Origin of the sequence: Serratia sp. G204Y (assembly GCF_051172435.1) — a bacterium.
In the GTDB taxonomy this organism is placed as follows: domain Bacteria; phylum Pseudomonadota; class Gammaproteobacteria; order Enterobacterales; family Enterobacteriaceae; genus Serratia; species Serratia sarumanii.
Map to the genome: position 1 here is coordinate 171,522 of NZ_JBPIZA010000006.1, position 19,670 is coordinate 191,191.

The following is a 19,670-nucleotide window of genomic DNA, read 5'->3' on the forward strand; positions in this document are numbered from 1 at the left end:
GACATTCACTGAAAATTGTTGATAAATGGGGAAAAGAATAAGCTTTGTAACAATTTCGTCTAGAATACATACCATTAAACGCTGTCTCAAATGGCAAGGTTTTCTAACAATATTCGAGTCAGGCAATAAAGCCTTTGGGAGTAATACCATGCAAGAGAATCATAAGATCCTGGTTGTCGATGATGACATGCGCCTGCGCGCACTTTTGGAACGTTATTTAACCGAGCAGGGCTTCCAGGTTCGCAGCGTTGCCAACGCTGAGCAAATGGATCGCTTGCTGACCCGTGAATCCTTCCATTTGATGGTGCTCGATCTGATGTTGCCGGGCGAAGACGGCCTGTCCATCTGCCGCCGCCTGCGCAGCCAGAGCAACCCGATGCCGATCATTATGGTCACCGCCAAAGGTGAAGAGGTTGATCGCATCGTCGGGCTGGAAATCGGCGCCGACGACTACATTCCTAAACCGTTTAACCCGCGTGAGCTGTTGGCTCGCATTCGTGCAGTGCTGCGCCGCCAGGCTAACGAGCTGCCGGGCGCGCCTTCGCAGGAAGAAGCGGTGATCGCGTTCGGCAAATTCAAACTGAACCTCGGCACCCGCGAGATGTTCCGCGAAGACGAACCGATGCCGTTGACCAGCGGCGAGTTCGCGGTACTGAAGGCGCTGGTCAGCCACCCGCGTGAACCGCTGTCGCGCGATAAGCTGATGAACCTGGCGCGTGGCCGCGAATACAGCGCCATGGAGCGCTCCATCGACGTGCAGATCTCTCGCCTGCGCCGCATGGTGGAAGAAGATCCGGCGCATCCGCGTTATATCCAGACCGTTTGGGGTCTCGGCTACGTGTTCGTCCCGGACGGCAGCAAGGCATGAGGCGATTGCGCTTTTCACCGCGTAGCTCGTTTGCCCGAACCCTGTTGTTGATCGTCACCCTGCTGTTCGTCAGCCTGGTGACGACCTATCTGGTGGTGCTGAACTTCGCCATCCTGCCCAGCCTGCAGCAGTTCAACAAGGTATTGGCCTACGAAGTGCGTATGCTGATGACCGATCGGCTGCAGCTGGAGGACGGCACGCTGCTGGAAGTGCCGCCGGCGTTCCGCCGCGAGATCTACCGCGAACTGGGCATCTCTCTCTACACCAACTCGGCGGCGGAGGAGAGCGGCCTGCGCTGGGCGCAGCACTACCAGTTCCTCAGCCAGCAGATGGCGCAGCAGCTCGGCGGGCCGACCGATGTGCGGGTGGAGGTGAACAAGAACTCCCCGGTGGTGTGGCTGAAAACCTGGCTGCAGCCCGATATCTGGGTGCGCGTGCCGCTGACGGAAATCCACCAGGGCGACTTCTCTCCGCTGTTCCGCTATACGCTGGCGATCATGCTGCTGGCGATCGGCGGCGCCTGGCTGTTTATCCGCATTCAAAACCGCCCGCTGGTGGAGCTGGAACATGCGGCGCTGCAGGTGGGCAAGGGGATTATTCCGCCGCCGCTGCGCGAGTATGGCGCTTCCGAAGTGCGGTCGGTGACTCGCGCATTCAATCAGATGGCGTCGGGCGTCAAGCAGCTGGCGGATGACCGCACCTTGCTGATGGCCGGGGTTAGCCACGATCTGCGCACGCCGTTGACGCGTATCCGGCTGGCGACGGAGATGATGAGCGCCGAAGACGGCTATCTGGCCGAGTCGATCAATAAAGACATCGAAGAGTGCAACGCCATCATCGAGCAGTTCATCGATTATCTGCGCACCGGGCAGGAGATGCCGACCGAAAGCAGCGATCTGAACGCCATTTTGGGCGAGGTGGTCGCGGCGGAAAGCGGCTATGAGCGGGTGATTGAAACCGCGCTGTCGCCGGGTGAGCTGATGATGAACGTGCACCCGCTGTCGATTAAGAGGGCGGCGGTGAACATGGTGGTGAACGCGGCGCGTTACGGCAACGGCTGGATCAAGGTCAGCAGCGGCCGCGAGCTGCAGCGCGGCTGGTTCCAGGTGGAAGACGACGGCCCGGGCATCAAGCCGGAAGAGTTGAAGCACCTGCTGCAGCCGTTCGTCCGCGGTGACAGCGCGCGCAGCACCAGCGGCACCGGTCTGGGGCTGGCGATCGTGCAGCGTATTATCGATGCGCACGACGGTGAGTTGGAAATCGGCACCAGCGAACGCGGCGGGCTCTTGATCCGCGCGTATATTCCGTTGCCGATGGAGAAAAAAGAGTCGGCCAACGGCCATCAAACCGCCAGGGAAAACGCCTGACGCGCTTGGCGCGGGCCGCGTCGTTGCGGCCCCGTCAGGACTTCCTGCTCATCACGTAATATTCCGCCGCATCCTCATGCAACCGACGGCCGGTCGGCGCCTGCCACGGATCGATTAACTCGATGCCGCAGTGGAGGAAGTCTTTGGTATTGCGGGTAGCCAGGGCGGCGCCGTAATGCAGGCAGGTGGCGGCGATTTGGGCATCCGGCACGCTCATCGCTTTACCCAGAAGCCGATTCCTTGCCGTCAATTCCGCGTATTGCATCGCGCACAGCCCATCAAACGGCAATATCTGCCCCTCGAACTTCAATTCAAGAGCGTCCGCCAATTTGAGCTTGAGATCCCGCTGGCGCTTGCCGTCAGGCATGCAGGCGACGCCGCTGAACAGTTCGGCCAGGACAATGGCGCTCAGATAGAGATCGTCATTGTCCTTTTCATTTAGCCAGTTAATGACGTTGTAGTACGGGCTGGGGCGCAGCGTTTCTGAAATGACGTTGGTGTCGAGAATGATCATGCGTTGTCATCTTCATCATCAAAGGTGACGATGCGTGGTGGCACGGCGTCACGCGGTGGGATCTCCAGTTCAACGCCGCCGAATTCGGCGAAGTGCTGATGCATCCAGGTACCCAATCCATAGCGCGGCGGCTTTTTCACCAGCGCCTGTTTCAGGATCATGCGCGCTTCCTCTTCCATGGAATGGCCGTTTTTCGCCGCTGAAATACGCAGGAGCTCTTTGATTTCGTCGTCCAGATTTCTGACGGTGATAGTAGCCATTGAAACCTCCTTTGCTATCAATGATTGCATTGACTTATTTTCTCGCCTTGCTGGTTAAAAAGCAATCGCCGAAAATAAAAAAAGGCGCGGGATCCGCGCCTTAGCTGAAGCGGTAACGCTACCGAATTACAGCTTAGGGCCGGCGCTGACCAGCGCGGCGCCCGCAGGCGTGTCGGTGTATTTGTCGAAGTTGGTGATGAAGCGCTCGGCCAGATCCTGCGCTTTTTCCTGCCACTGCTCGAGGCTGGCGTAGGTATTGCGCGGATCGAGGATCTCCGGGTTCACGCCCGGCAGCGCGGTCGGCATCGCCAGATCGAAGATCGGCAGGGTGACGGTTTCCGCCTTGTCGATTTCACCGCTCAGGATGGCGTCGATGATGCCGCGCGTATCTTTGATCGAGATGCGCTTGCCGGTACCGTTCCAGCCGGTGTTGACCAGGTAAGCCTGGGCGCCGGCGGCCTGCATGCGTTTCACCAGCACTTCGGCGTACTGCGTCGGGTGCAGCGACAGGAACGCGGCGCCGAAGCAGGCGGAGAAGGTTGGCGTCGGTTCGGTGACGCCGCGCTCGGTGCCGGCCAGTTTGGCGGTGAAGCCGGACAGGAAGTGGTACTGAGTCTGGTTGGCGGTCAGACGCGATACCGGCGGCAGCACGCCGAAAGCGTCGGCGGTCAGGAAGATCACCTTGGTGGCATGACCCGCCTTGGACACCGGCTTGACGATGTTCTGGATATGGTAGATCGGGTAAGAAACGCGGGTGTTCTCGGTTTTCGAACCGTCGTTGAAGTCGATGCTGCCGTCGGCCAGCACGGTGACGTTTTCCAGCAGCGCGTCGCGTTTGATGGCGTGGTAGATGTCCGGCTCGGCTTCTTCAGACAGCTTGATGGTCTTGGCGTAGCAGCCGCCTTCGAAGTTGAACACGCCGTCGTCGTCCCAGCCGTGCTCGTCATCGCCGATCAGCTGACGCTTAGGATCGGTGGAGAGGGTGGTTTTGCCGGTGCCGGACAGGCCGAAGAACACCGCCACGTCGCCTTTCTCGCCCACGTTGGCCGAGCAGTGCATCGAGGCGATGCCTTTCAGCGGCAGCAGGTAGTTCATCATCGAGAACATGCCTTTCTTCATTTCGCCGCCGTACCAGGTGCCGCCGATCAGCTGCATGCGCTCGGTCAGGTTGAAGGCGACGAAGTTCTCAGAGTTCAAGCCTTGCTGCTGCCAGTTCGGGTTGGTGCATTTGGCGCCGTTCATCACCACGAAGTCCGGCTCGAAGTCAGCCAGCTCTTCGTCGCTCGGGCGGATGAACATGTTTTTCACGAAGTGCGCCTGCCAGGCCACCTCGGTGATGAAGCGCACTTTCAGGCGCGAGTCGGCGTTGGCGCCGCAGAAGGTATCCACCACGAACAGGCGCTTGCCGGAAAGCTGTTCGGTGACCAGGTGTTTCAGATCGGCCCACACTTCCGGGCTGAGGGGTTTGTTGTCGTTTTTGCCTTTGCCCTGATCGGCCCACCACACGGTATCGCGGGTGATGTCGTCGCGGACGATGTATTTGTCTTTCGGCGAGCGGCCGGTGAAGATGCCGGTATCGACGGAGACGGCACCCAGCTTGGTGACTACCCCACGCTCAAAACCTTCCAGAGATGGGTCTGTTTCTTCCTTAAACAGCAGTTCATAGCTCGGGTTGTGAACGATTTCGCTAACGTCGTGAATGCCGTAAGCGGCCAGATCCTGAGGGGTTATACCTTTAACGCGCATGTTACTACTCCTTGGTCACAGAATTTCTGGCGGCAATTGTAGGGATCTAACGGTGCGTAACAGCGATGGGTATCAAATATTTAACGTTTTAGGCGGTATTTCGTTACGATCTGAGAGATAGCACACGGAAAAAAGCAAACGTGCAAACGGCGGGCGTTGGCGGGCGCCGGGCGCGCCCGCCGAAGGAGGTATAACTTAGTGCAACCTGTCGCTTTCGCCGGTATTACCCGCATACAAGGCGGCAACATCAACCGGGTCAAAGACATAGTGACTGCCACAGTAGTCGCAGTGCATGTCGATATTGCCGTCCTGCTCCAGCATGTCCGCCACTTCGTCGGTCGGCAGGGTCAGCAGTGCGTCGGCGCAACGCTGGCGTGAACAGGTGCAACGGAACTGCACGTCCTGCGGTTCGTACAGGGTGACTTCTTCCTGGTGATACAGGCGGTACAGCACTTCGTTGGCCGGCAGGCCGAACAGCTCTTCGCTTTTTACCGTGTTGGTCAGTTGCACCAGATGATCGAAATCATCGAGGTTGCCGTCCTGTGCCGGCAGCACCTGCAGCAGCATACCGGCCGCCGCGGCGTGGCCTTCCGCTTCGCCGGTGCGGATGAACAGCCGGGTTGGCAGCTGTTCGGACTGGCGGAAGTAGGCTTCCAGGCACTCGGCCAGGGTTTCACCTTCCAGGCCGACCACGCCCTGATAGCGCTCGCCTTCCGTCGGGGAAATGGTGATGACTATGACGCCGTTGCCGATCATCTGATGCAGGGTGCTGTCGTCGGCGATAGGCGCCTGGGTGCGCGCAACGCCGCGCATCTCCTGGCGGTTGTTGCCGTTGATCACCGCCAGCTTCAGCGGGCCGTCGCCCTGCAGCTGCACGGTGATGTCGCCGTCGAACTTCAGGGTCGCGGTCAGCAGACTGGTGGCGACCAGCAGCTCGCCCAGCAGCTTTTGCACCGGCGCCGGGTAGTCGTGATTATTCAGGATCTGCTGATAGGTTTCGCTGACGGTAACCAGCTCGCCGCGCACCGCGTAGTTTTCAAACAGGTAACGGTGCAATTGGTCATGGTTGGACATAATCTTCTCTCATTGCGGTGAGGGGTTATTCCGGCTCACCAAATTTAAATTTCATCAGGTCGCGCCGCTCCTTTTTGTCCGGACGGCGGTCCGGATGCGGCATGGTCAACGCGTTCATCTTGCGCGCCAGCGCCATTTTTTCGCGGTTGGCGATGCTGGCTTCGGTTTCCTGATACATTTGCTGCGCCTCGCCGGCGCCGCGGCGTTGGCTGCTCAGCGCCAGCACGATCACGGTTCGTTCTTCGTTGCCCTGCCGCAGCTTGAGCTCGGCGTTGAGTTCGACAATCTTGCTCGGCTTACCGCGCTGGCCGTTGTAATGCACCTTGCCGCCGTCGATCATTTCGCGCGCCAGCGCGCGGGTCTTGTAGAAGCGTGCGGCCCACAGCCACTTGTCCAGCCGGACCGCGTCGTCGCGCGTCGCTTTTTCCTTCATGCTTCCCCCTTGGCCAGCGCCGGTATCAGCAGGCGATAGTCGCGCATTGACGGATGGCGCTGGAAGCTTTTTTCCGCCGTGCTGGAGTCCGGGTTTTGCACGCCCAGGCAGTAACGAATGCCGAAAGCGCGCGCCGCGTCGAGGATCGGCTCGCCATCGTCGACGAACAGCGTGCGCTGCGGATTGAATCCGGTGTGCTGCTGCACCGCCTGCCACAGACGCTGATCTTCTTTCGGATAACCAAATGTGTGGGTGGAAAACAATAAATCAAGGTGCCGATCGAGGCCGGTATGCTCGATTTTCACCGCCAGGCTGTGCGGATGCGCATTGGTCAGCAAAATGGTTTGCAGGCCGGCGTCGCGCAGCGCCTGTAAAAACGGCTCGGTGTCTTCGCGCAGCCGGGCGCGGCTGCCCACTTCGCTGGTCATGCGGTAGATATCCAGATCCAACCGCTCGCTCCAGTAATCGAAGCAATACCAGTTCATGGTGTGCTGCACCGCCTGATATTCCCGCTCAATGATATTGCGGGCTTCGTCGAACGGAATGGCGCGCCTTTCGCTCAGCGCCTGCGGCACCAGGCTGAGCCAAAAGTGGCTGTCGAACTCCAGATCCAGCAAGGTGCCGTCCATATCCAGCAGCACGGTATCGATCTGCGGCCAATCAAACTCGGGAACCATAAAAACTCCACGGGCGGACCGACGGGCGGTCCGCAGATGAGAATAATAGCGTTAGCGTAGCATAAGCAGATGACAGGGCGGAGGCCCCGACGCCAGGTTCAGGCCATCGGCCGCATCGACATCGGATTGAGCTGCGGATTGAAGCAGCTGTCGTAGTAACGCTGGATATCGGCGACGCGGTGCTGATTGATGCGCCGACGCTGCACCAGCCGCCAGGCGTTATAGCCCAGGCTGATGACCACCGCCAGCAATAGCAGGCTGGTGCCGAGGTAGCGCCACAGGGTGATCATGTCCGGTTCGCTGTGCAGCGCCACGTGGCGGGTGCCGTTGGCGTCGACGCTGAGGCTGGTGATCACCCCCTGCGCCTGGAACGGGGTATGCAGCAGCAGGGTGGAAAGGCGCTGCAGCTCATTCCACTGGTCGAGGGCGTTGTATTCGCTCTGCGGCGCCGAGGATTGCGGGTGGCTGACCAACTGGCGGCCTTCGTCGCTGCGGATCAGGAAACCGCCCGGCGGCGGGCTGTTGAGCGCCGCGGCGGCCAGACGCGTTTCATTGAAGATGAACGACGACGTGGCCACTTTGGTCAGGCTGTCCAGCGATTCGGCACTCACCGGGCGCAGCAGCACGTTGACGCCTTGCAGCGCGCCGGATCTGGCGCGTTTCACCAGGCCGCTCCAGTTTTTGGCGTTACCCAGGTTGACCAGGGCGTTTTTCAACCGCACGCAGTCATTTTCTGCCTGACACAAATCCTGTGTTTTCAGAACGATATCAGAGAAGTCATCCAACAGGATCATGCCGGATTTCTCGATGGCGCTGGCCAACTGCGGGTTGACCTTCTGATCGGCGCCGCTCGGATGCAGCTGGCTGTTGACCGTAGCCAGCAGGGCCGTCGCTTTGTCTATGACTTCCGATTCCGGCTGCGGCAGCGGGGCGGCGTTGTTCCAATAGATGCCGGAGCAGTCGAACGGCGCGAAATTGGCGGCGCCGCCACCGTTGGCCGGCGGCGGCACATAGCACATGCCGCTGCCGCGCACTTTCAGCGTGTCGCCGATGCGCAGCGGCGTGGCCTCCAGCGCCTGTACGCTGGTCACTTCCACTTTTTGCGCGCCCTGCAGCCAGGCCATGCTGAGGGTCAGCGGCAGGTTGAGCGGGATATAGATCAGCAGCAACAGCAGCACCAGCGCCGAGCTGGCGACCAGCACCGCGTTGCGGCCCCACTGCTGCAGCGGGAAGTTCTTCACTTCGTCATGCAGCGAGAGGAAGCGCCCCTGGCGCACCACCTGCCGATTGAGGTAGACGTCCACGTCGGTGGTCTTGCCTAGGTCCTGCGTCAGGTAAGGCTGCCAATGCGGCGGGTAGATAAGATCGATGATGCCGAGCGAAATGTTGCTGATCTGCCCCTGGCCGGATTCGCCGAACAGGCCCCAGCGCTTCGGCGTGCCGCGCAGACAGTGGATCTCCTTCAGCTCGCGTGAGGCCGGGCGACGGAACAGATTCCAGCATCCCCAGGCGATCATCAGCACCGCCACGAAAATCATCCAGGGGATCACCAGTACCGGGCTTATCAGGCTGAAGAACAGCAGCAGCAGCGCAACGGAGATGATAACGGCTTCACGGATGCCGTTCGGCCGGTTCAGCGCATGCTCTTCCGGCGTTTCCTTGCGAATATTGACCAGCTCGACATGCTCGCTCTCCTCCTTGCGGATGGACGCGTTTTTGGTCGGCGCGGCGGTCACCACCGGCGGCTGCGGCCGGTCGTGAATATGATCTTTCAGCGAATGCCCGTTGAGCGAAATCACCAGTGGCAGCGTCTGGGTTCTGATCACTTCCACATGGTTGTCGGCGGTGATATAGGGCTCCCAGAACGGCGGCAGATGCACCTCTTCAGCGTCGAGGTAATAGCGCCATTTATTGGGATCGTCGCTGGCCAGCCCGTAGCGGGTGATGGCGTGCGTGACGGGATAAACGTTATCGCTTTGCGGGGTGAGCGCCAGCTTGGCCGCGGGCAGCGTAGCGCCGCCGCCGGGCAACAGTTTGTTGCTCAGCTTGTTTTGCTGATTGAGGTAGAATTCGACCGCGGCGCGCTCTTCGTCGGTCAGCTTGCGGTGGGCTGGTTTGATAAACGGCAGCGCGTGCGCCAGCGCCGACGGGTTGCGGGTCTTGAACCACAGGTACAGACCGGCGGCAATCAGACAGACAAGCACTAAGGCCAATATCAACACTATTGTGCTCATGCAATCCCCATCTCACACCGTGAATTTCGCCAACCTGATGAAAAGCTGAATATTATACGGAGTAAACCGCCAGGAGGCACCCAGAACTAATGAGGGAACAAACAGATTCTCGCTCTGGATCTCATTCCTTCATGACGCAAGGCCATTTTATCACTGATTCTTGCCTGCGTGATACTAGCAACCGGCCTCTGCCGTCGATATCGGCATTATCCTATTTTCTTGCACGCTGTTTGCTGCATCAGTACGGAAAATCGCCGGCCGCTGGCTACGCTTGTTAAAAGAAAGTAAATTACTGCTCATGCGCGTTGCGGCGGAGCTTGCCCTTAACGCACAATGTGATCAGGATCGAATTTGGTCAGCGTTTGAGCGCCTACGAGCCGTGCGTTACGCCAATCATTATTTCGGTTGCCCCGTCCACGTCTGGGTAACCTTTTTGAGGCAATCATGGATAAACACCTGCAAAAACCTAAAATTCTGAAAGTGGAAACGGTCGCGCGTTCGCGTTTGTTCAACGTCGAGTCGGTCGATTTGGAATTCAGCAACGGGGTTCGGCGGGTGTATGAGCGCATGCGGCCTTCGGATCGCGAAGCGGTGATGATCGTGCCGGTGATTGGCGATGATCTGCTGCTGATCCGCGAATATGCGGTGGGCACCGAATCCTATGAGCTGGGGTTCCCGAAAGGGCTGATCGATCCCGGTGAGGGCGTGCTGGAGGCGGCCAACCGCGAGCTGATGGAAGAGGTGGGATTCGGCGCAAAGCGCTTTGATTTTCTCAGCAAGCTGACGATGGCGCCATCCTACTTTTCAAGCAAAATGAATATCGTGCTGGCGCACGATCTCTATCCGCAGAGCCTGGAAGGGGATGAACCAGAGCCCCTGCCGCAGGTGCGCTGGCCGATCGCCAACATGATGGCGCTGCTGGCGGAACCGGATTTCCGTGAGGCGCGCAACGTCAGCGCGCTGTTCCTCTCCGAGGCGTTTTTGCGCGCATCGCGCTGATACGCTTCGCGCCGAACAAAAAAAGGGCCAGATTTCTCTGGCCCTTTTCGATCAGAACAGCTCGTGGCTTTCACCGCCCGGATCGGTCAACGTGGTGCCGGTATCGCGCGATGGGTAGTCCGTCGGCTGCGTTCCTTCGATGAAGTACTCGGAACGGCTGCCGCCGCCGCCGCCAGAGAGCTTGCCGCTGCTCTTGTCGATGGTGACGCTGATGATGCCCGGCGGCGGCGTGACTTTTTGCTCCGGGATGCCTTCCAGCGCGGTCTTCATGAAGTCGTCCCACGCCGGCTGGGCGCTCTTGGCACCGCCTTCACCGCCGGAAATCTGATCCGGGATGGCGCCGGATACCGTCGATCGGCCCAGATCGCGGCGGTGATCGTCGAAACCGATCCACACCGAGGTCACGGTATCCGGGCCATAGCCGGAGAACCAGGCGTCCTTGGAACTGTTGGTGGTACCGGTTTTGCCGCCGATATCATGACGTTTCAGATCGCGCCCGGCACGCCAGGCAGTACCCATCCAACCCGGTTCGCCGAAGATGTTGCTGTTCAGCGCGTCGTGGATCAGGAAGGCCAGCTGTGTGCTGATGACGTGCGGCGCATACTGTTGGTCGCCGTCCTGCTGTACCTGAGCCGGGGTGACCTGCTCCAGCTGCGGCATCGGCACCGTGCTGTTGTTGCCTTCCTGCGAGGTGGCGACGTTTTCGATGTTGTCGTCGGACAGCACTGCCGAGCGGTGGGTGTCGCCGTAGATCACCGGCAGGTTGCAGCTGCTGCACACCACTTTCGGTTTGGCTTCGAACACCGTATTGCCGTTGTCGTCTTCAATTTTGGTGATGAAGTACGGATCGACCAGGTAACCGCCGTTCGCCAGCACCGCGTAGCCGCGCACCAGCTGCATCGGGGTGAAGGAGGCGGAACCCAGCGCCAGCGATTCGGTATGCACGATATTCTGCGCCGGGAAGCCGAAGCGCTGCAGATATTCCGCCGCGTAGTCGACGCCCATCGCGCGCATCGCGCGCACCATCACTACGTTCTTCGATTGCCCCAGCCCCTGCCGCAGACGAATCGGGCCGTCGTAGGTCGGCGGCGAGTTCTTCGGCCGCCAGTCGGTGCCGGCGCCGGCATCCCAACGGGTGATCGGCAAGTCGTTCAGGATGGTGGCCAGCGTCAGGCCTTTATCCATCGCGGCGGTGTACAGGAACGGTTTGATGTTCGAACCTACCTGGCGCAGCGCCTGTGTGACGCGGTTGAATTTGCTCTGGTTGAAATCGAAGCCGCCGACCAGCGCTTTCACCGCGCCGTCGTTCGGGTTGATCGAGACCAGCGCCGAGTTGACGTCCGGCACCTGCGACAGCCACCAGGCGTCGTTCACTTTGCGCACCCATACCTGCTGGCCGGCCTGCACCACGTCGGTGACGCGTTTCGGCGTAGGGCCTTGCTGAGTGTCTGAGCGATATGGCCGCGCCCAGCGCATGGTCGCCATCGGCAGGGCAATGCTGCTGCCGTCGGCCAGCATCGCCGTCGCTTCCTGCGGGTTGGCGGCGGTAATCACCGCCGGCGCCAGCGGGCCGTAGTTCGGCAGGTTTTTCAGCGAATCGACAATCTGTTTGCGATCCCAGGCCGCTTCGCCGACTTTCCACAACACGTTGGACGGGCCGCGATAGCCGTGGCGCATGTCATAGGCCAGCACGTTGTTGCGCACCGATTCCTGCGCCGCCAGCTGCAGCCGTTTGGTGACGGTGGTGTAAACCTTGTAACCGTCGGTATAGGCGTTTTCACCGTAGCGCTTGATCATCTCCTGACGCACCATCTCGGAGAGATACGGCGCGGAGAAGCTGATTTCCGGCGCATGGTAATTGGCGACCAGATCTTCGGAACGCGCCTGATCGTACTGCGCCTGCGTGATGTAGTGTTCGTCCAGCATGCGCGATAGCACCACGTTGCGACGGGCAACGGCGCGATCGTGCGAATAGAGCGGGTTGAAGGTGGACGGCGCTTTCGGCAGGCCGGCGATGGTCGCCATTTCGCTCAGGGTCAGCTGGCTGACGTCTTTGCCGAAATAGACCTGCGCGGCGGCGCCCACGCCGTAGGCGCGGTAACCCAGATAGATCTTGTTCAGATACAGCTCAAGGATTTCATCTTTGGTGAGCATCTGCTCGATGCGCACCGCCAGGAAAGCTTCCTTGATTTTACGCATCAGGGTGCGTTCCGGGCTTAAGAAGAAGTTACGCGCCAGCTGTTGGGTAATGGTACTGGCCCCCTGTGAAGCGTGGCCGGAGACCAGCGCGATGGAGGCGGCGCGGAAGATGCCGACCGGATCGACGCCGTGGTGATCATAGAAGCGGCTGTCTTCGGTGGCGATGAATGCGTGCACCATCACCGGCGGAATTTGATCCAGTTTCAGCGGAATGCGGCGCTTCTCGCCGTATTGGGCGATCAGTTCGCCATCGGCGCTGTAGACCTGCATCGGTATCTGCAGCCGCACATCTTTCAGCGTTGCGACGTCGGGCAGCTGTGGCTCGACATATTTGTACAAGCCAAAAATCGAGGCTGCTCCCAGCACGATGCAACATACTGCAAGGATTAGAAAATACTTTACGAACTTCACCTGAGATTTCCCATTTCTAAGTCATTTGGGCAGTTTATAAACAACCGCGCGGTAGTATAAAGGCAAGCCTGCGACATGGATATGTTCTTTTATCATCTGATGTTATGGAGGCTTGCGAAACATGTTCCCTCAAGCATGGCAGGTAGGGCTGGATATACAAATCGACTGCGTGCGGGCGGTGGCGGCTCAACGCCGCCGCAACGGCTGGCAGTTGCGCCACTGGTGGCAGCAGGCGCTGCCGCAGGCGGTTTTGCGCGATGGCTGCCTGCAACCTTCCGAATTCCTGATCCGGGCGCTGCGGCAATGGCGCGTCCAGCTGCCGCGACATATTTCCTTACGCATTGCTCTACCGGCGCAACGCGTGTTACAGCAGCGCATGACGCAGCCGGACGCGCGGCTGCGCGAGCCGGAACGCAGCGACTATATCGGTGGCCACGGTTTGAAGCAGTTCCCGCTCGACGGCCAGACGTTGGTGCTCGACTATCGCGCCGCGCCGGCGGATGAGGTGGCGCTGCTGTTGACCGCTGCGAGGCGGCAGGAGCTGCAGCAGTGGCTGCATTGTCTGCGTCAGGCTGGCCTGCATCCGCAAGCGGTCGATATCACCCCCTGTGCGCTGCGCATGATGGCGACGGCGGCAGGCGTGCCGCCCGCTGCGGGGCTGATGCACCGTCTCGAACGAGAATGGCTGTGGGTGGCGCCGGCCGACGGCGCGTTCGCTTTTGGTCTGGCGCCGGGCGACGATGACGCGCAGGCGCTGCGGGCGCTGCAAGCCCAGATGCCGGTGGGCGACGATCGGCCGGTCTATGCCGGCGGCGTGCTGGCGGGAGCCTTGCCCGCCGGTTGCCTTGGTTGGTCGCCGCTCAGCGCCTTCACGCAGCTGCGTCCGCCGTTGCCTGCGCATCCTTCGGCGTTCGCGTTGGCCGGTGGTCTGGCGCTGCGCGAGGAGGATCGCTGATGTATCAGGTCAACTTTCTGCCCTGGCGCCAGCGCCGCGAGCGGCGGCGCAGCTATTTCTGGCTGGGCGTGCTGCTGTTGCAGGTAGCGGCGCTGCTGCTGGCACTGTTCCTGATCGCCGGCCAGCTGCGGCATCAACAGGCGCAGCGGCAGGCGCGGCTGGCGATGCTGGGTGAAGAGCTGGCGGCATTGACGTTGCTCGTCCGCCAGCAGCAGCAAGAGCGGGCGCAGCGAGCGTTGCACAGCGTCCGCGCCGAACGGCAGGCGAGCAACGCCCAACATAACCGGTGTTATTTGCAGCTGCTGCAGCAATTGTCCTCTAGCGTTCCTCCCCCGCTGTGGCTCACGGCGCTGGACAGCGATGCGGCGAACGGCCTGCGGCTGCGTGGATTGAGCCGCTCTCCTGCGGCCATCACGCAGTTCGAACGACGGCTGGCGGGGATGCCTGCGTTGCCACGGCTGCGTTTGGCTGAGGTGGCGCAACGCGAAGACGGCCTGTACTCCTTTCACCTGGCGGCGCGCTGGGGGCGTGATGGATAGCCGTTTGTCATCCGGGCTGCGCTTCTGGCTGAGCTTGCCGGGTTGGCTATTGCTGGTGGCGCAAGGGCTGGGCATCGGCGCGTTGGCGCTGTTGGGCGGCGGCTGGATGCTGCAAGACGAATGGCGTCAGCGGGAAAGCGCGGCGGAGCGGCAACAGCGCCTGTTGCAACAGATCGCCATGGTGCAACGCCAACTGGATGAGGTGCCGCAAACCGCTATCCCGGCGGCGCCGCTTGCGCCGATCGCCACCGGCGATCTGGCGAGCGTGCTGCAACGAGCGGGGGGCGCCCTGTTGCGCTGGCAGCGGCAGGAAAAACCGCCGCGGCAAACGCTGAGCTTGCGCATTGACTACGCCGGTTTGCTGGTGCTGCTGGAGGCGCTGCCCGCCGATTTGCGCCTCCAGCAGCTGAGCGTGGAGACACCGCCGCAGGGCATGACGGCGCGGTTGGTTTTACAGGATACCGCCGAGGAGCAGGCCGATGAGTAAAAGACCTGGCCGTTGGTGGTGGCTGCTATGGCCGTGGGCCTTATGCGCTGAGCCGCGCGATCCGTTTGCGCCGCCTCCGCTGCCTGCTTGTGCCCAAACGGAGGCATCGCCGGCGGGCTGGCGACTGAAAGGCGTCATCGGGCACCCGGCGCTGCGCTATGGCTGGGTGGTGACGCCGGCGGGGCAATGGCTACGCCTGCGGCCGCAGCAGCGGGTGCTGGCCGAGCGCTGGCAGGTGACGCAGGTGCAGGCGCGCAGCCTGACGTTAACGGCGCTGGCGGCCGAACCGGATTGCCCGGCGAGCCAGGGCGACATCTCGCTGATGATGGACAACAACAAGGATGGCAAACCATGAAAGGACGCGCTGGATTGGGCGTGGCGCTGTGGTGCCTGGCGCTCGGCGCCGCGCAGGCGCAGGATAAACAGCAGGTTTCCCTGGAGTTTCAGGATGCGCCGGTGACGGTCATCCTGCAGGCGCTGGCGGATTATCGGCAGATGAACCTGATCGCCGCGCCCGGCGTGAGCGGCAACCTGACGCTGCGGCTGGAGAATGTGCCCTGGCCTCAGGCGCTGGCGCTGACTCTGCGTATGGGCAAGCTGACGATGACGCGGGAGGGGAGCGTAATGCTGATCGCCCCGGAGCCGGACGCGCAGGAAAAAAGACAGCAGCGAGAAGCGCTGGCGCAGCGGCAACCGCTGCACAGCCTGACCCTGACGTTACAAAACGGCGATGCGGCGGAGATTGCCGAAAGCCTCAATGCCCAACGCGGCGCCTTGCTCAGCGAGCGTGGCAGCGTGCTGGCGGATAAGCGCACCAATACGCTGCTGCTGCGCGACACCGCGCCAATCCTGGCGCAGTTGAAAAAACGGGTGACGGAAATGGACGCGCCGCTGGCACAGGTGCAGCTGGCGGCGCATATCGTGACCATCAACAGCGAAAGCCTGCGTGAACTCGGCGTGCGTTGGGGATTGGCGCCCGACGACAGGCCGACGCGGCCGCTGCGGCCGGGCAATCTCGGCGTCAACCTGCCGCTGGAGCGCAGCGCGGTGAACGCCGGTTTCCACCTGGCGCGCATCAGCGGGCGTTTGCTGAGCCTCGAGCTGACGGCGCTGGAGCAGGAGAATCAGGTGGAGATCATCGCCAGCCCGCGCCTGCTGACGGCGCATCTGCAAACCGCCAGTATCAAACAGGGAACCGAGATCCCTTACGAAGTGTCGAGCGGCGCCAGCGGTGCGACCGCGATCGAGTTCAAAGAGGCGGTGCTGGGCATGGAGGTGACGCCCAAGGTGTTGCCGGACGGACGCATCACGCTGACGCTGCACATCAGCCAAAATATGCCGGGGCGCGCCATCAGCCGGGGCGCGGGGGAAGCCCTGACCATCGATAAACAGGAGATTAAGACGCAGATCACGGTGAAAAACGGCGAAACCCTGGTGCTCGGTGGTATTTTTCAACGGCATAGCGGCAAGACGGCGGACAAGGTGCCGGGATTGGGCGATGCACCACTGCTGGGGGGCTTGTTCCGGCAAAGCGGCGCGCAACAGAAAAAACGCGAGCTGGTGATCTTCATTACGCCGACCCTGATTAAGGGATAAGCGGCTGCCTGTCGGCCGGGCGGCAAATCTCCTAAAGTTGATGTGCAGATACACTTTTTTATCCCCTTGGGGGGATCTGCGTTTGACGCTGCGGCCGATTTAGCTTACAAGGGTTACCGAATTGAGCACCGAGGTTTTTTGTTAGCGTCAAGACGCCGTTAAAAACATATGGTTTCCCTCCCGCGGCGTGGATTGCGATTTATTCGGTTGCCAAACTACCAAGAGTGTTGAGATAATTTTTCGTCTGATCTCGCACTATCGCTCATGAGGTTTCAGTTTAGGTCCCGCCGCTGATTTGATTGGCGGGGCGGGTTAACATTAACGAATTGTCTTAGTAATACCGAAAAACATGGCAGAGAAACGCAATATCTTTCTGGTTGGGCCTATGGGTGCCGGCAAAAGCACTATTGGCCGTCAGTTAGCTCAGCAACTCAATATGGAGTTCTTCGACTCCGATCAAGAAATTGAGCGACGTACCGGAGCTGACGTGGGCTGGGTATTCGACGTGGAAGGGGAAGAAGGTTTCCGCGATCGTGAAGAAAAAGTCATTAATGAACTGACGGAAAAACAAGGGATTGTGTTGGCGACCGGCGGCGGTTCGGTGAAGTCGCGCGAAACGCGCAACCGTCTGTCCGCGCGCGGCGTGGTGGTCTATCTGGAAACCACGATCGAGAAGCAGCTGGCTCGTACCCAGCGTGATAAAAAACGCCCGCTGCTGCAGGTTGATTCTCCGCCGCGTGAAGTGCTGGAAGCCTTGGCGAAAGAGCGCAATCCGTTGTATGAAGAGATTGCCGATGTCACCATCCGCACCGACGATCAGAGCGCTAAAGTGGTTGCCAACCAGATCATCAACATGCTGGAAAGCAACTGATTGCCGATTTTCGCGTTCGCCGTCGGCCAATGCGGAAAACTGATTTGTGTTCCCCGCTGTTGCGGGGATCAACCACCGCCGCACCATACAGAGAACTGAGCGCGACATGGAGAGAATTACTGTAACGCTTGGGGAGCGCAGCTACCCGATTACCATCGCCGCCGGATTGTTTAACGATCCGGCTTCTTTTATGCCGTTGAAGGCGGGTGAGCAAGCGATGTTGGTCACCAACCAGACCCTGGCGCCGCTTTATCTGGAGCGTGTCCGGCAGTTGCTGGAGCAGGGGGGCGTCGTGGTGGATCAGGTGATCCTTCCCGATGGTGAGCAGTACAAATCTCTGGCGGTGTTGGAGCAGGTGTTTTCGGCGCTGCTTGAAAAACCGCACGGGCGCGATACTACGCTGATCGCCCTCGGCGGGGGCGTGGTCGGCGATCTGACCGGCTTCGCCGCCGCGTGCTATCAACGCGGCGTGCGCTTTATTCAGGTTCCCACCACGCTGTTGTCGCAGGTGGACTCCTCCGTAGGCGGCAAAACCGCCGTCAACCACCCGCTCGGCAAAAATATGATCGGCGCTTTCTATCAACCCGCTTCGGTGGTGGTTGATCTGGATTGCCTGAAAACGTTGCCGACGCGTGAACTCTCTTCTGGCCTGGCTGAAGTCATCAAATACGGGATCATCCTCGATCGCGAGTTCTTCGTCTGGTTGGAAAACAACATCGATGCGCTGATGGCGCTGGATATGCAGGCGTTGGCGTACTGTATCCGCCGCTGCTGCGAGCTGAAGGCCGAGGTCGTGGCCGCCGACGAACGCGAAAGCGGCCTGCGCGCCTTGCTGAATCTGGGCCATACTTACGGCCACGCCATCGAAGCCGAAATGGGCTACGGCGTATGGCTGCACGGCGAAGCGGTGGCTGCGGGCATGGTGATGGCGGCGGAAACCGCGCACCGTCTCGGCCAGTTCTCGGTTGAAGATATCGAACGCATCAAAGCGCTGCTGCTGCGGGCCGGCTTGCCGGTCTGCGGGCCGCAGGAAATGACGCCGGAATCCTATCTGCCGCACATGCTGCGCGACAAGAAAGTGTTGGCGGGTGAATTGCGTCTGGTGCTGCCGACCGCGATAGGTACGGCGGAAGTGCGCGGCGGCGTAGGGCATGAGCTGGTGTTGGCGTCGATCGCCGCCTGCCTGCCTGAGCAGCAGCGTAATTAAATCGGACTAAGTAACAGTGGCTTAGCCGCCATTTGCATCTATATTAATACAGTGAGCAGAGCACGACGGGTGTCGCTTTGCCATCATCGGGTTAATCTGCCCGTGCCACGGTAGGTCTACGGTGGTGGGCTTTTGCCTCTAGTTGGAGGGTTTCAGATGGACGAGTTTAAACCGGAAGACGATCTCAGACCTGATAGCAGCGATCGTCGTCCTACGCGTTCGCGCAAGCCGGCCGCCGCGCCGCGCTTCGCCGTTTCGCGCCAGCATTTGATGATCGGCATCGGCATTTTGGTGCTGTTGCTGCTGATTATCGGCATCGGTTCCGCCTTGAAGGCGCCGACCAAGCATGAAGCGGCTCAGGATAGCGGCGCGCAAAACGGCGCGGCCCGCGATATCAACCTGTCCGGTTCTTCGTCGCTGACCACCGCCAATAACGGCGTGCCGGGCGGCACCACGGATACCCATGACAACAACGGCGTGAGCGCGACTCAGCCGCAGCAACCGCAGAACGTCAGCGTTCCGCCGATCTCCGGCACGCCGACCGAAGCGCAAACTCAGCCTCAGCAGGGCGGTGCGCAGCAGCGCGTCGATCTGCCTGGCAACATGGCGGATGCGCTGTCGCAGCAGCAAGGGCAGGTGGATGCCGCGACCCAGGGCATGACCGGCGCAGCCTCGACGCTGCCGACCGCACCGGCGACGGTGATGAGCGGCGCCGCGGCGCGCGAAACGACTCGCCCTGTGCAGGGCACCGCGCAGCAACAGCATAAAACGCCGGCGAAAACCGCCGCCAAGCCGAGCGCGACGCAGCATAAATCACCGACCACGGTGTATACGCCGCCTGCCAAGCCGTCTTCCACCGCGAAAGCGGGAGCGGTCGCCAGCAGCGGCAGTTCGCTGCAGTCTGCGCCAGGCAGCCATTATACCTTGCAGCTGAGCAGCGCTTCGCGTTCCGATACGCTGAACGCCTACGCCAAACAGCAGAAGCTGCAGAACTACCTGGTGTACGCCACCAAGCGTGACGGCAAACCGTGGTACGTGCTGGTAAGCGGCAACTATGCGTCTTCCGCAGAAGCGAAGCGCGCCATTGCTTCGTTGCCGGCGGATGTGCAGGCGAAAAAACCGTGGGTCCGACCTGTACACCAAGTGCAGCAAGATCTTAAAAAATAAATCATTTAAATTTGTGCGCTGATGTGCTGTCTGAAACAGAGTACAATCCGCCGCTCTGAATTGTAT

19 protein-coding genes are annotated in these 19,670 nt (G+C 60.7%); 11 read left to right on the plus strand and 8 right to left on the minus strand.

The genetic code is table 11. The features are described from left to right. Positions 1-148 precede the first annotated feature (148 nt). Entirely contained in the window at positions 149-868 is a 720-nt protein-coding gene (ompR, locus tag ACSBQQ_RS21475; protein WP_004709363.1) for an osmolarity response regulator transcription factor OmpR, read from the plus strand. Beyond that, positions 865-2,235: a two-component system sensor histidine kinase EnvZ gene (gene envZ, locus ACSBQQ_RS21480; protein ID WP_033636312.1), complete on the plus strand. Its 1,371-nt coding sequence runs from the start codon at positions 865-867 to the stop codon at positions 2,233-2,235. The genes ompR and envZ overlap by 4 nt, the downstream gene beginning before the upstream one ends. Before the next feature lie 34 nt (positions 2,236-2,269). Here the strand turns inward: envZ and ACSBQQ_RS21485 are convergent, their stop codons facing one another. From ACSBQQ_RS21485 to ACSBQQ_RS21515, 7 genes are all read right to left on the minus strand, one after another. Further along, the gene (locus ACSBQQ_RS21485; protein ID WP_033636311.1) at positions 2,270-2,749 is read right to left on the minus strand and encodes a type II toxin-antitoxin system VapC family toxin; all 480 of its coding nucleotides are present in this window, start codon (positions 2,747-2,749) and stop codon (positions 2,270-2,272) included. Then, positions 2,746-3,009, minus strand: a complete 264-nt coding sequence (locus ACSBQQ_RS21490; RefSeq protein ID WP_004930730.1) for a FitA-like ribbon-helix-helix domain-containing protein — start codon at positions 3,007-3,009, stop codon at positions 2,746-2,748. The genes ACSBQQ_RS21485 and ACSBQQ_RS21490 overlap by 4 nt, the downstream gene beginning before the upstream one ends. 126 nt (positions 3,010-3,135) lie before the next feature. Then, positions 3,136-4,755, minus strand: a complete 1,620-nt coding sequence (gene pckA / locus ACSBQQ_RS21495; RefSeq protein WP_015379308.1) for a phosphoenolpyruvate carboxykinase (ATP) — start codon at positions 4,753-4,755, stop codon at positions 3,136-3,138. 195 nt (positions 4,756-4,950) lie between these two features. Then, positions 4,951-5,829 carry an Hsp33 family molecular chaperone HslO gene (hslO, locus tag ACSBQQ_RS21500; protein ID WP_033649329.1) on the minus strand — a complete coding sequence of 293 codons (879 nt, stop codon included), beginning with the start codon at positions 5,827-5,829 and terminating at the stop codon, positions 4,951-4,953. 25 nt (positions 5,830-5,854) lie between these two features. Further along, positions 5,855-6,262 carry a ribosome-associated heat shock protein Hsp15 gene (gene hslR / locus ACSBQQ_RS21505; RefSeq protein WP_033636309.1) on the minus strand — a complete coding sequence of 136 codons (408 nt, stop codon included), beginning with the start codon at positions 6,260-6,262 and terminating at the stop codon, positions 5,855-5,857. Then, entirely contained in the window at positions 6,259-6,939 is a 681-nt protein-coding gene (gene yrfG / locus ACSBQQ_RS21510; RefSeq protein ID WP_033636308.1) for a GMP/IMP nucleotidase, read from the minus strand. The genes hslR and yrfG overlap by 4 nt, the downstream gene beginning before the upstream one ends. Before the next feature lie 98 nt (positions 6,940-7,037). Continuing rightward, positions 7,038-9,173: an intracellular growth attenuator family protein gene (locus tag ACSBQQ_RS21515; protein ID WP_060420160.1), complete on the minus strand. Its 2,136-nt coding sequence runs from the start codon at positions 9,171-9,173 to the stop codon at positions 7,038-7,040. A gap of 444 nt (positions 9,174-9,617) precedes the next feature. Between ACSBQQ_RS21515 and nudE the strand changes: the two genes are divergently transcribed. Next, positions 9,618-10,172 carry an ADP compounds hydrolase NudE gene (gene nudE, locus ACSBQQ_RS21520; protein WP_033636306.1) on the plus strand — a complete coding sequence of 185 codons (555 nt, stop codon included), beginning with the start codon at positions 9,618-9,620 and terminating at the stop codon, positions 10,170-10,172. 51 nt (positions 10,173-10,223) lie between these two features. Here nudE and mrcA read toward each other — a convergent pair whose 3' ends face one another. Next, positions 10,224-12,782, minus strand: a complete 2,559-nt coding sequence (gene mrcA / locus ACSBQQ_RS21525; protein WP_033654851.1) for a peptidoglycan glycosyltransferase/peptidoglycan DD-transpeptidase MrcA — start codon at positions 12,780-12,782, stop codon at positions 10,224-10,226. Positions 12,783-12,903: 121 nt separating this feature from the next. Here mrcA and pilM point away from each other — a divergent pair, with 121 nt between their 5' ends. From pilM to ACSBQQ_RS21565, 8 genes are all read left to right on the plus strand, one after another. Beyond that, entirely contained in the window at positions 12,904-13,737 is an 834-nt protein-coding gene (gene pilM, locus ACSBQQ_RS21530; RefSeq protein ID WP_033649326.1) for a type IV pilus biogenesis protein PilM, read from the plus strand. Further along, complete coding sequence (locus ACSBQQ_RS21535) at positions 13,737-14,276, plus strand: PilN domain-containing protein (RefSeq protein ID WP_033649325.1); 540 nt, start codon at positions 13,737-13,739, stop codon at positions 14,274-14,276. The genes pilM and ACSBQQ_RS21535 overlap by 1 nt, the downstream gene beginning before the upstream one ends. Beyond that, complete coding sequence (locus ACSBQQ_RS21540) at positions 14,269-14,763, plus strand: hypothetical protein (protein WP_041037013.1); 495 nt, start codon at positions 14,269-14,271, stop codon at positions 14,761-14,763. The genes ACSBQQ_RS21535 and ACSBQQ_RS21540 overlap by 8 nt, the downstream gene beginning before the upstream one ends. Next, entirely contained in the window at positions 14,756-15,118 is a 363-nt protein-coding gene (locus tag ACSBQQ_RS21545; protein ID WP_039569179.1) for a HofP DNA utilization family protein, read from the plus strand. Before ACSBQQ_RS21540 ends, ACSBQQ_RS21545 begins: the two co-directional genes overlap by 8 nt. Next, on the plus strand, positions 15,115-16,359 hold the full coding sequence (hofQ, locus tag ACSBQQ_RS21550) for a DNA uptake porin HofQ (RefSeq protein ID WP_072269943.1): 1,245 nt from the start codon (positions 15,115-15,117) through the stop codon (positions 16,357-16,359). Before ACSBQQ_RS21545 ends, hofQ begins: the two co-directional genes overlap by 4 nt. Before the next feature lie 349 nt (positions 16,360-16,708). After that, the gene (aroK, locus tag ACSBQQ_RS21555; RefSeq protein ID WP_004391482.1) at positions 16,709-17,230 is read left to right on the plus strand and encodes a shikimate kinase AroK; all 522 of its coding nucleotides are present in this window, start codon (positions 16,709-16,711) and stop codon (positions 17,228-17,230) included. Between the two features lie 106 nt (positions 17,231-17,336). Continuing rightward, complete coding sequence (aroB, locus tag ACSBQQ_RS21560; RefSeq protein WP_060388416.1) at positions 17,337-18,437, plus strand: 3-dehydroquinate synthase; 1,101 nt, start codon at positions 17,337-17,339, stop codon at positions 18,435-18,437. Between the two features lie 156 nt (positions 18,438-18,593). Next, positions 18,594-19,604 (plus strand): SPOR domain-containing protein, encoded by a 1,011-nt coding sequence (locus ACSBQQ_RS21565; RefSeq protein WP_033636298.1) that lies wholly within the window; start codon positions 18,594-18,596, stop codon positions 19,602-19,604. Positions 19,605-19,670 lie beyond the last annotated feature (66 nt).

Coding starts and splice junctions, on each gene's coding strand:
- hslR (WP_033636309.1), bottom strand. CDS start 6,262: ATGAAGGAAAAAGCGACGCGCGACGACGCGGTCCGGCTGGACAAGTGG.
- ACSBQQ_RS21490 (WP_004930730.1), bottom strand. CDS start 3,009: ATGGCTACTATCACCGTCAGAAATCTGGACGACGAAATCAAAGAGCTC.
- nudE (WP_033636306.1), top strand. CDS start 9,618: ATGGATAAACACCTGCAAAAACCTAAAATTCTGAAAGTGGAAACGGTC.
- pilM (WP_033649326.1), top strand. CDS start 12,904: ATGTTCCCTCAAGCATGGCAGGTAGGGCTGGATATACAAATCGACTGC.
- aroB (WP_060388416.1), top strand. CDS start 17,337: ATGGAGAGAATTACTGTAACGCTTGGGGAGCGCAGCTACCCGATTACC.
- envZ (WP_033636312.1), top strand. CDS start 865: ATGAGGCGATTGCGCTTTTCACCGCGTAGCTCGTTTGCCCGAACCCTG.
- pckA (WP_015379308.1), bottom strand. CDS start 4,755: ATGCGCGTTAAAGGTATAACCCCTCAGGATCTGGCCGCTTACGGCATT.
- ACSBQQ_RS21485 (WP_033636311.1), bottom strand. CDS start 2,749: ATGATCATTCTCGACACCAACGTCATTTCAGAAACGCTGCGCCCCAGC.
- ACSBQQ_RS21540 (WP_041037013.1), top strand. CDS start 14,269: ATGGATAGCCGTTTGTCATCCGGGCTGCGCTTCTGGCTGAGCTTGCCG.
- ACSBQQ_RS21535 (WP_033649325.1), top strand. CDS start 13,737: ATGTATCAGGTCAACTTTCTGCCCTGGCGCCAGCGCCGCGAGCGGCGG.
- hofQ (WP_072269943.1), top strand. CDS start 15,115: ATGAAAGGACGCGCTGGATTGGGCGTGGCGCTGTGGTGCCTGGCGCTC.
- ompR (WP_004709363.1), top strand. CDS start 149: ATGCAAGAGAATCATAAGATCCTGGTTGTCGATGATGACATGCGCCTG.
- hslO (WP_033649329.1), bottom strand. CDS start 5,829: ATGTCCAACCATGACCAATTGCACCGTTACCTGTTTGAAAACTACGCG.
- aroK (WP_004391482.1), top strand. CDS start 16,709: ATGGCAGAGAAACGCAATATCTTTCTGGTTGGGCCTATGGGTGCCGGC.
- yrfG (WP_033636308.1), bottom strand. CDS start 6,939: ATGGTTCCCGAGTTTGATTGGCCGCAGATCGATACCGTGCTGCTGGAT.
- ACSBQQ_RS21515 (WP_060420160.1), bottom strand. CDS start 9,173: ATGAGCACAATAGTGTTGATATTGGCCTTAGTGCTTGTCTGTCTGATT.
- ACSBQQ_RS21545 (WP_039569179.1), top strand. CDS start 14,756: ATGAGTAAAAGACCTGGCCGTTGGTGGTGGCTGCTATGGCCGTGGGCC.
- ACSBQQ_RS21565 (WP_033636298.1), top strand. CDS start 18,594: ATGGACGAGTTTAAACCGGAAGACGATCTCAGACCTGATAGCAGCGAT.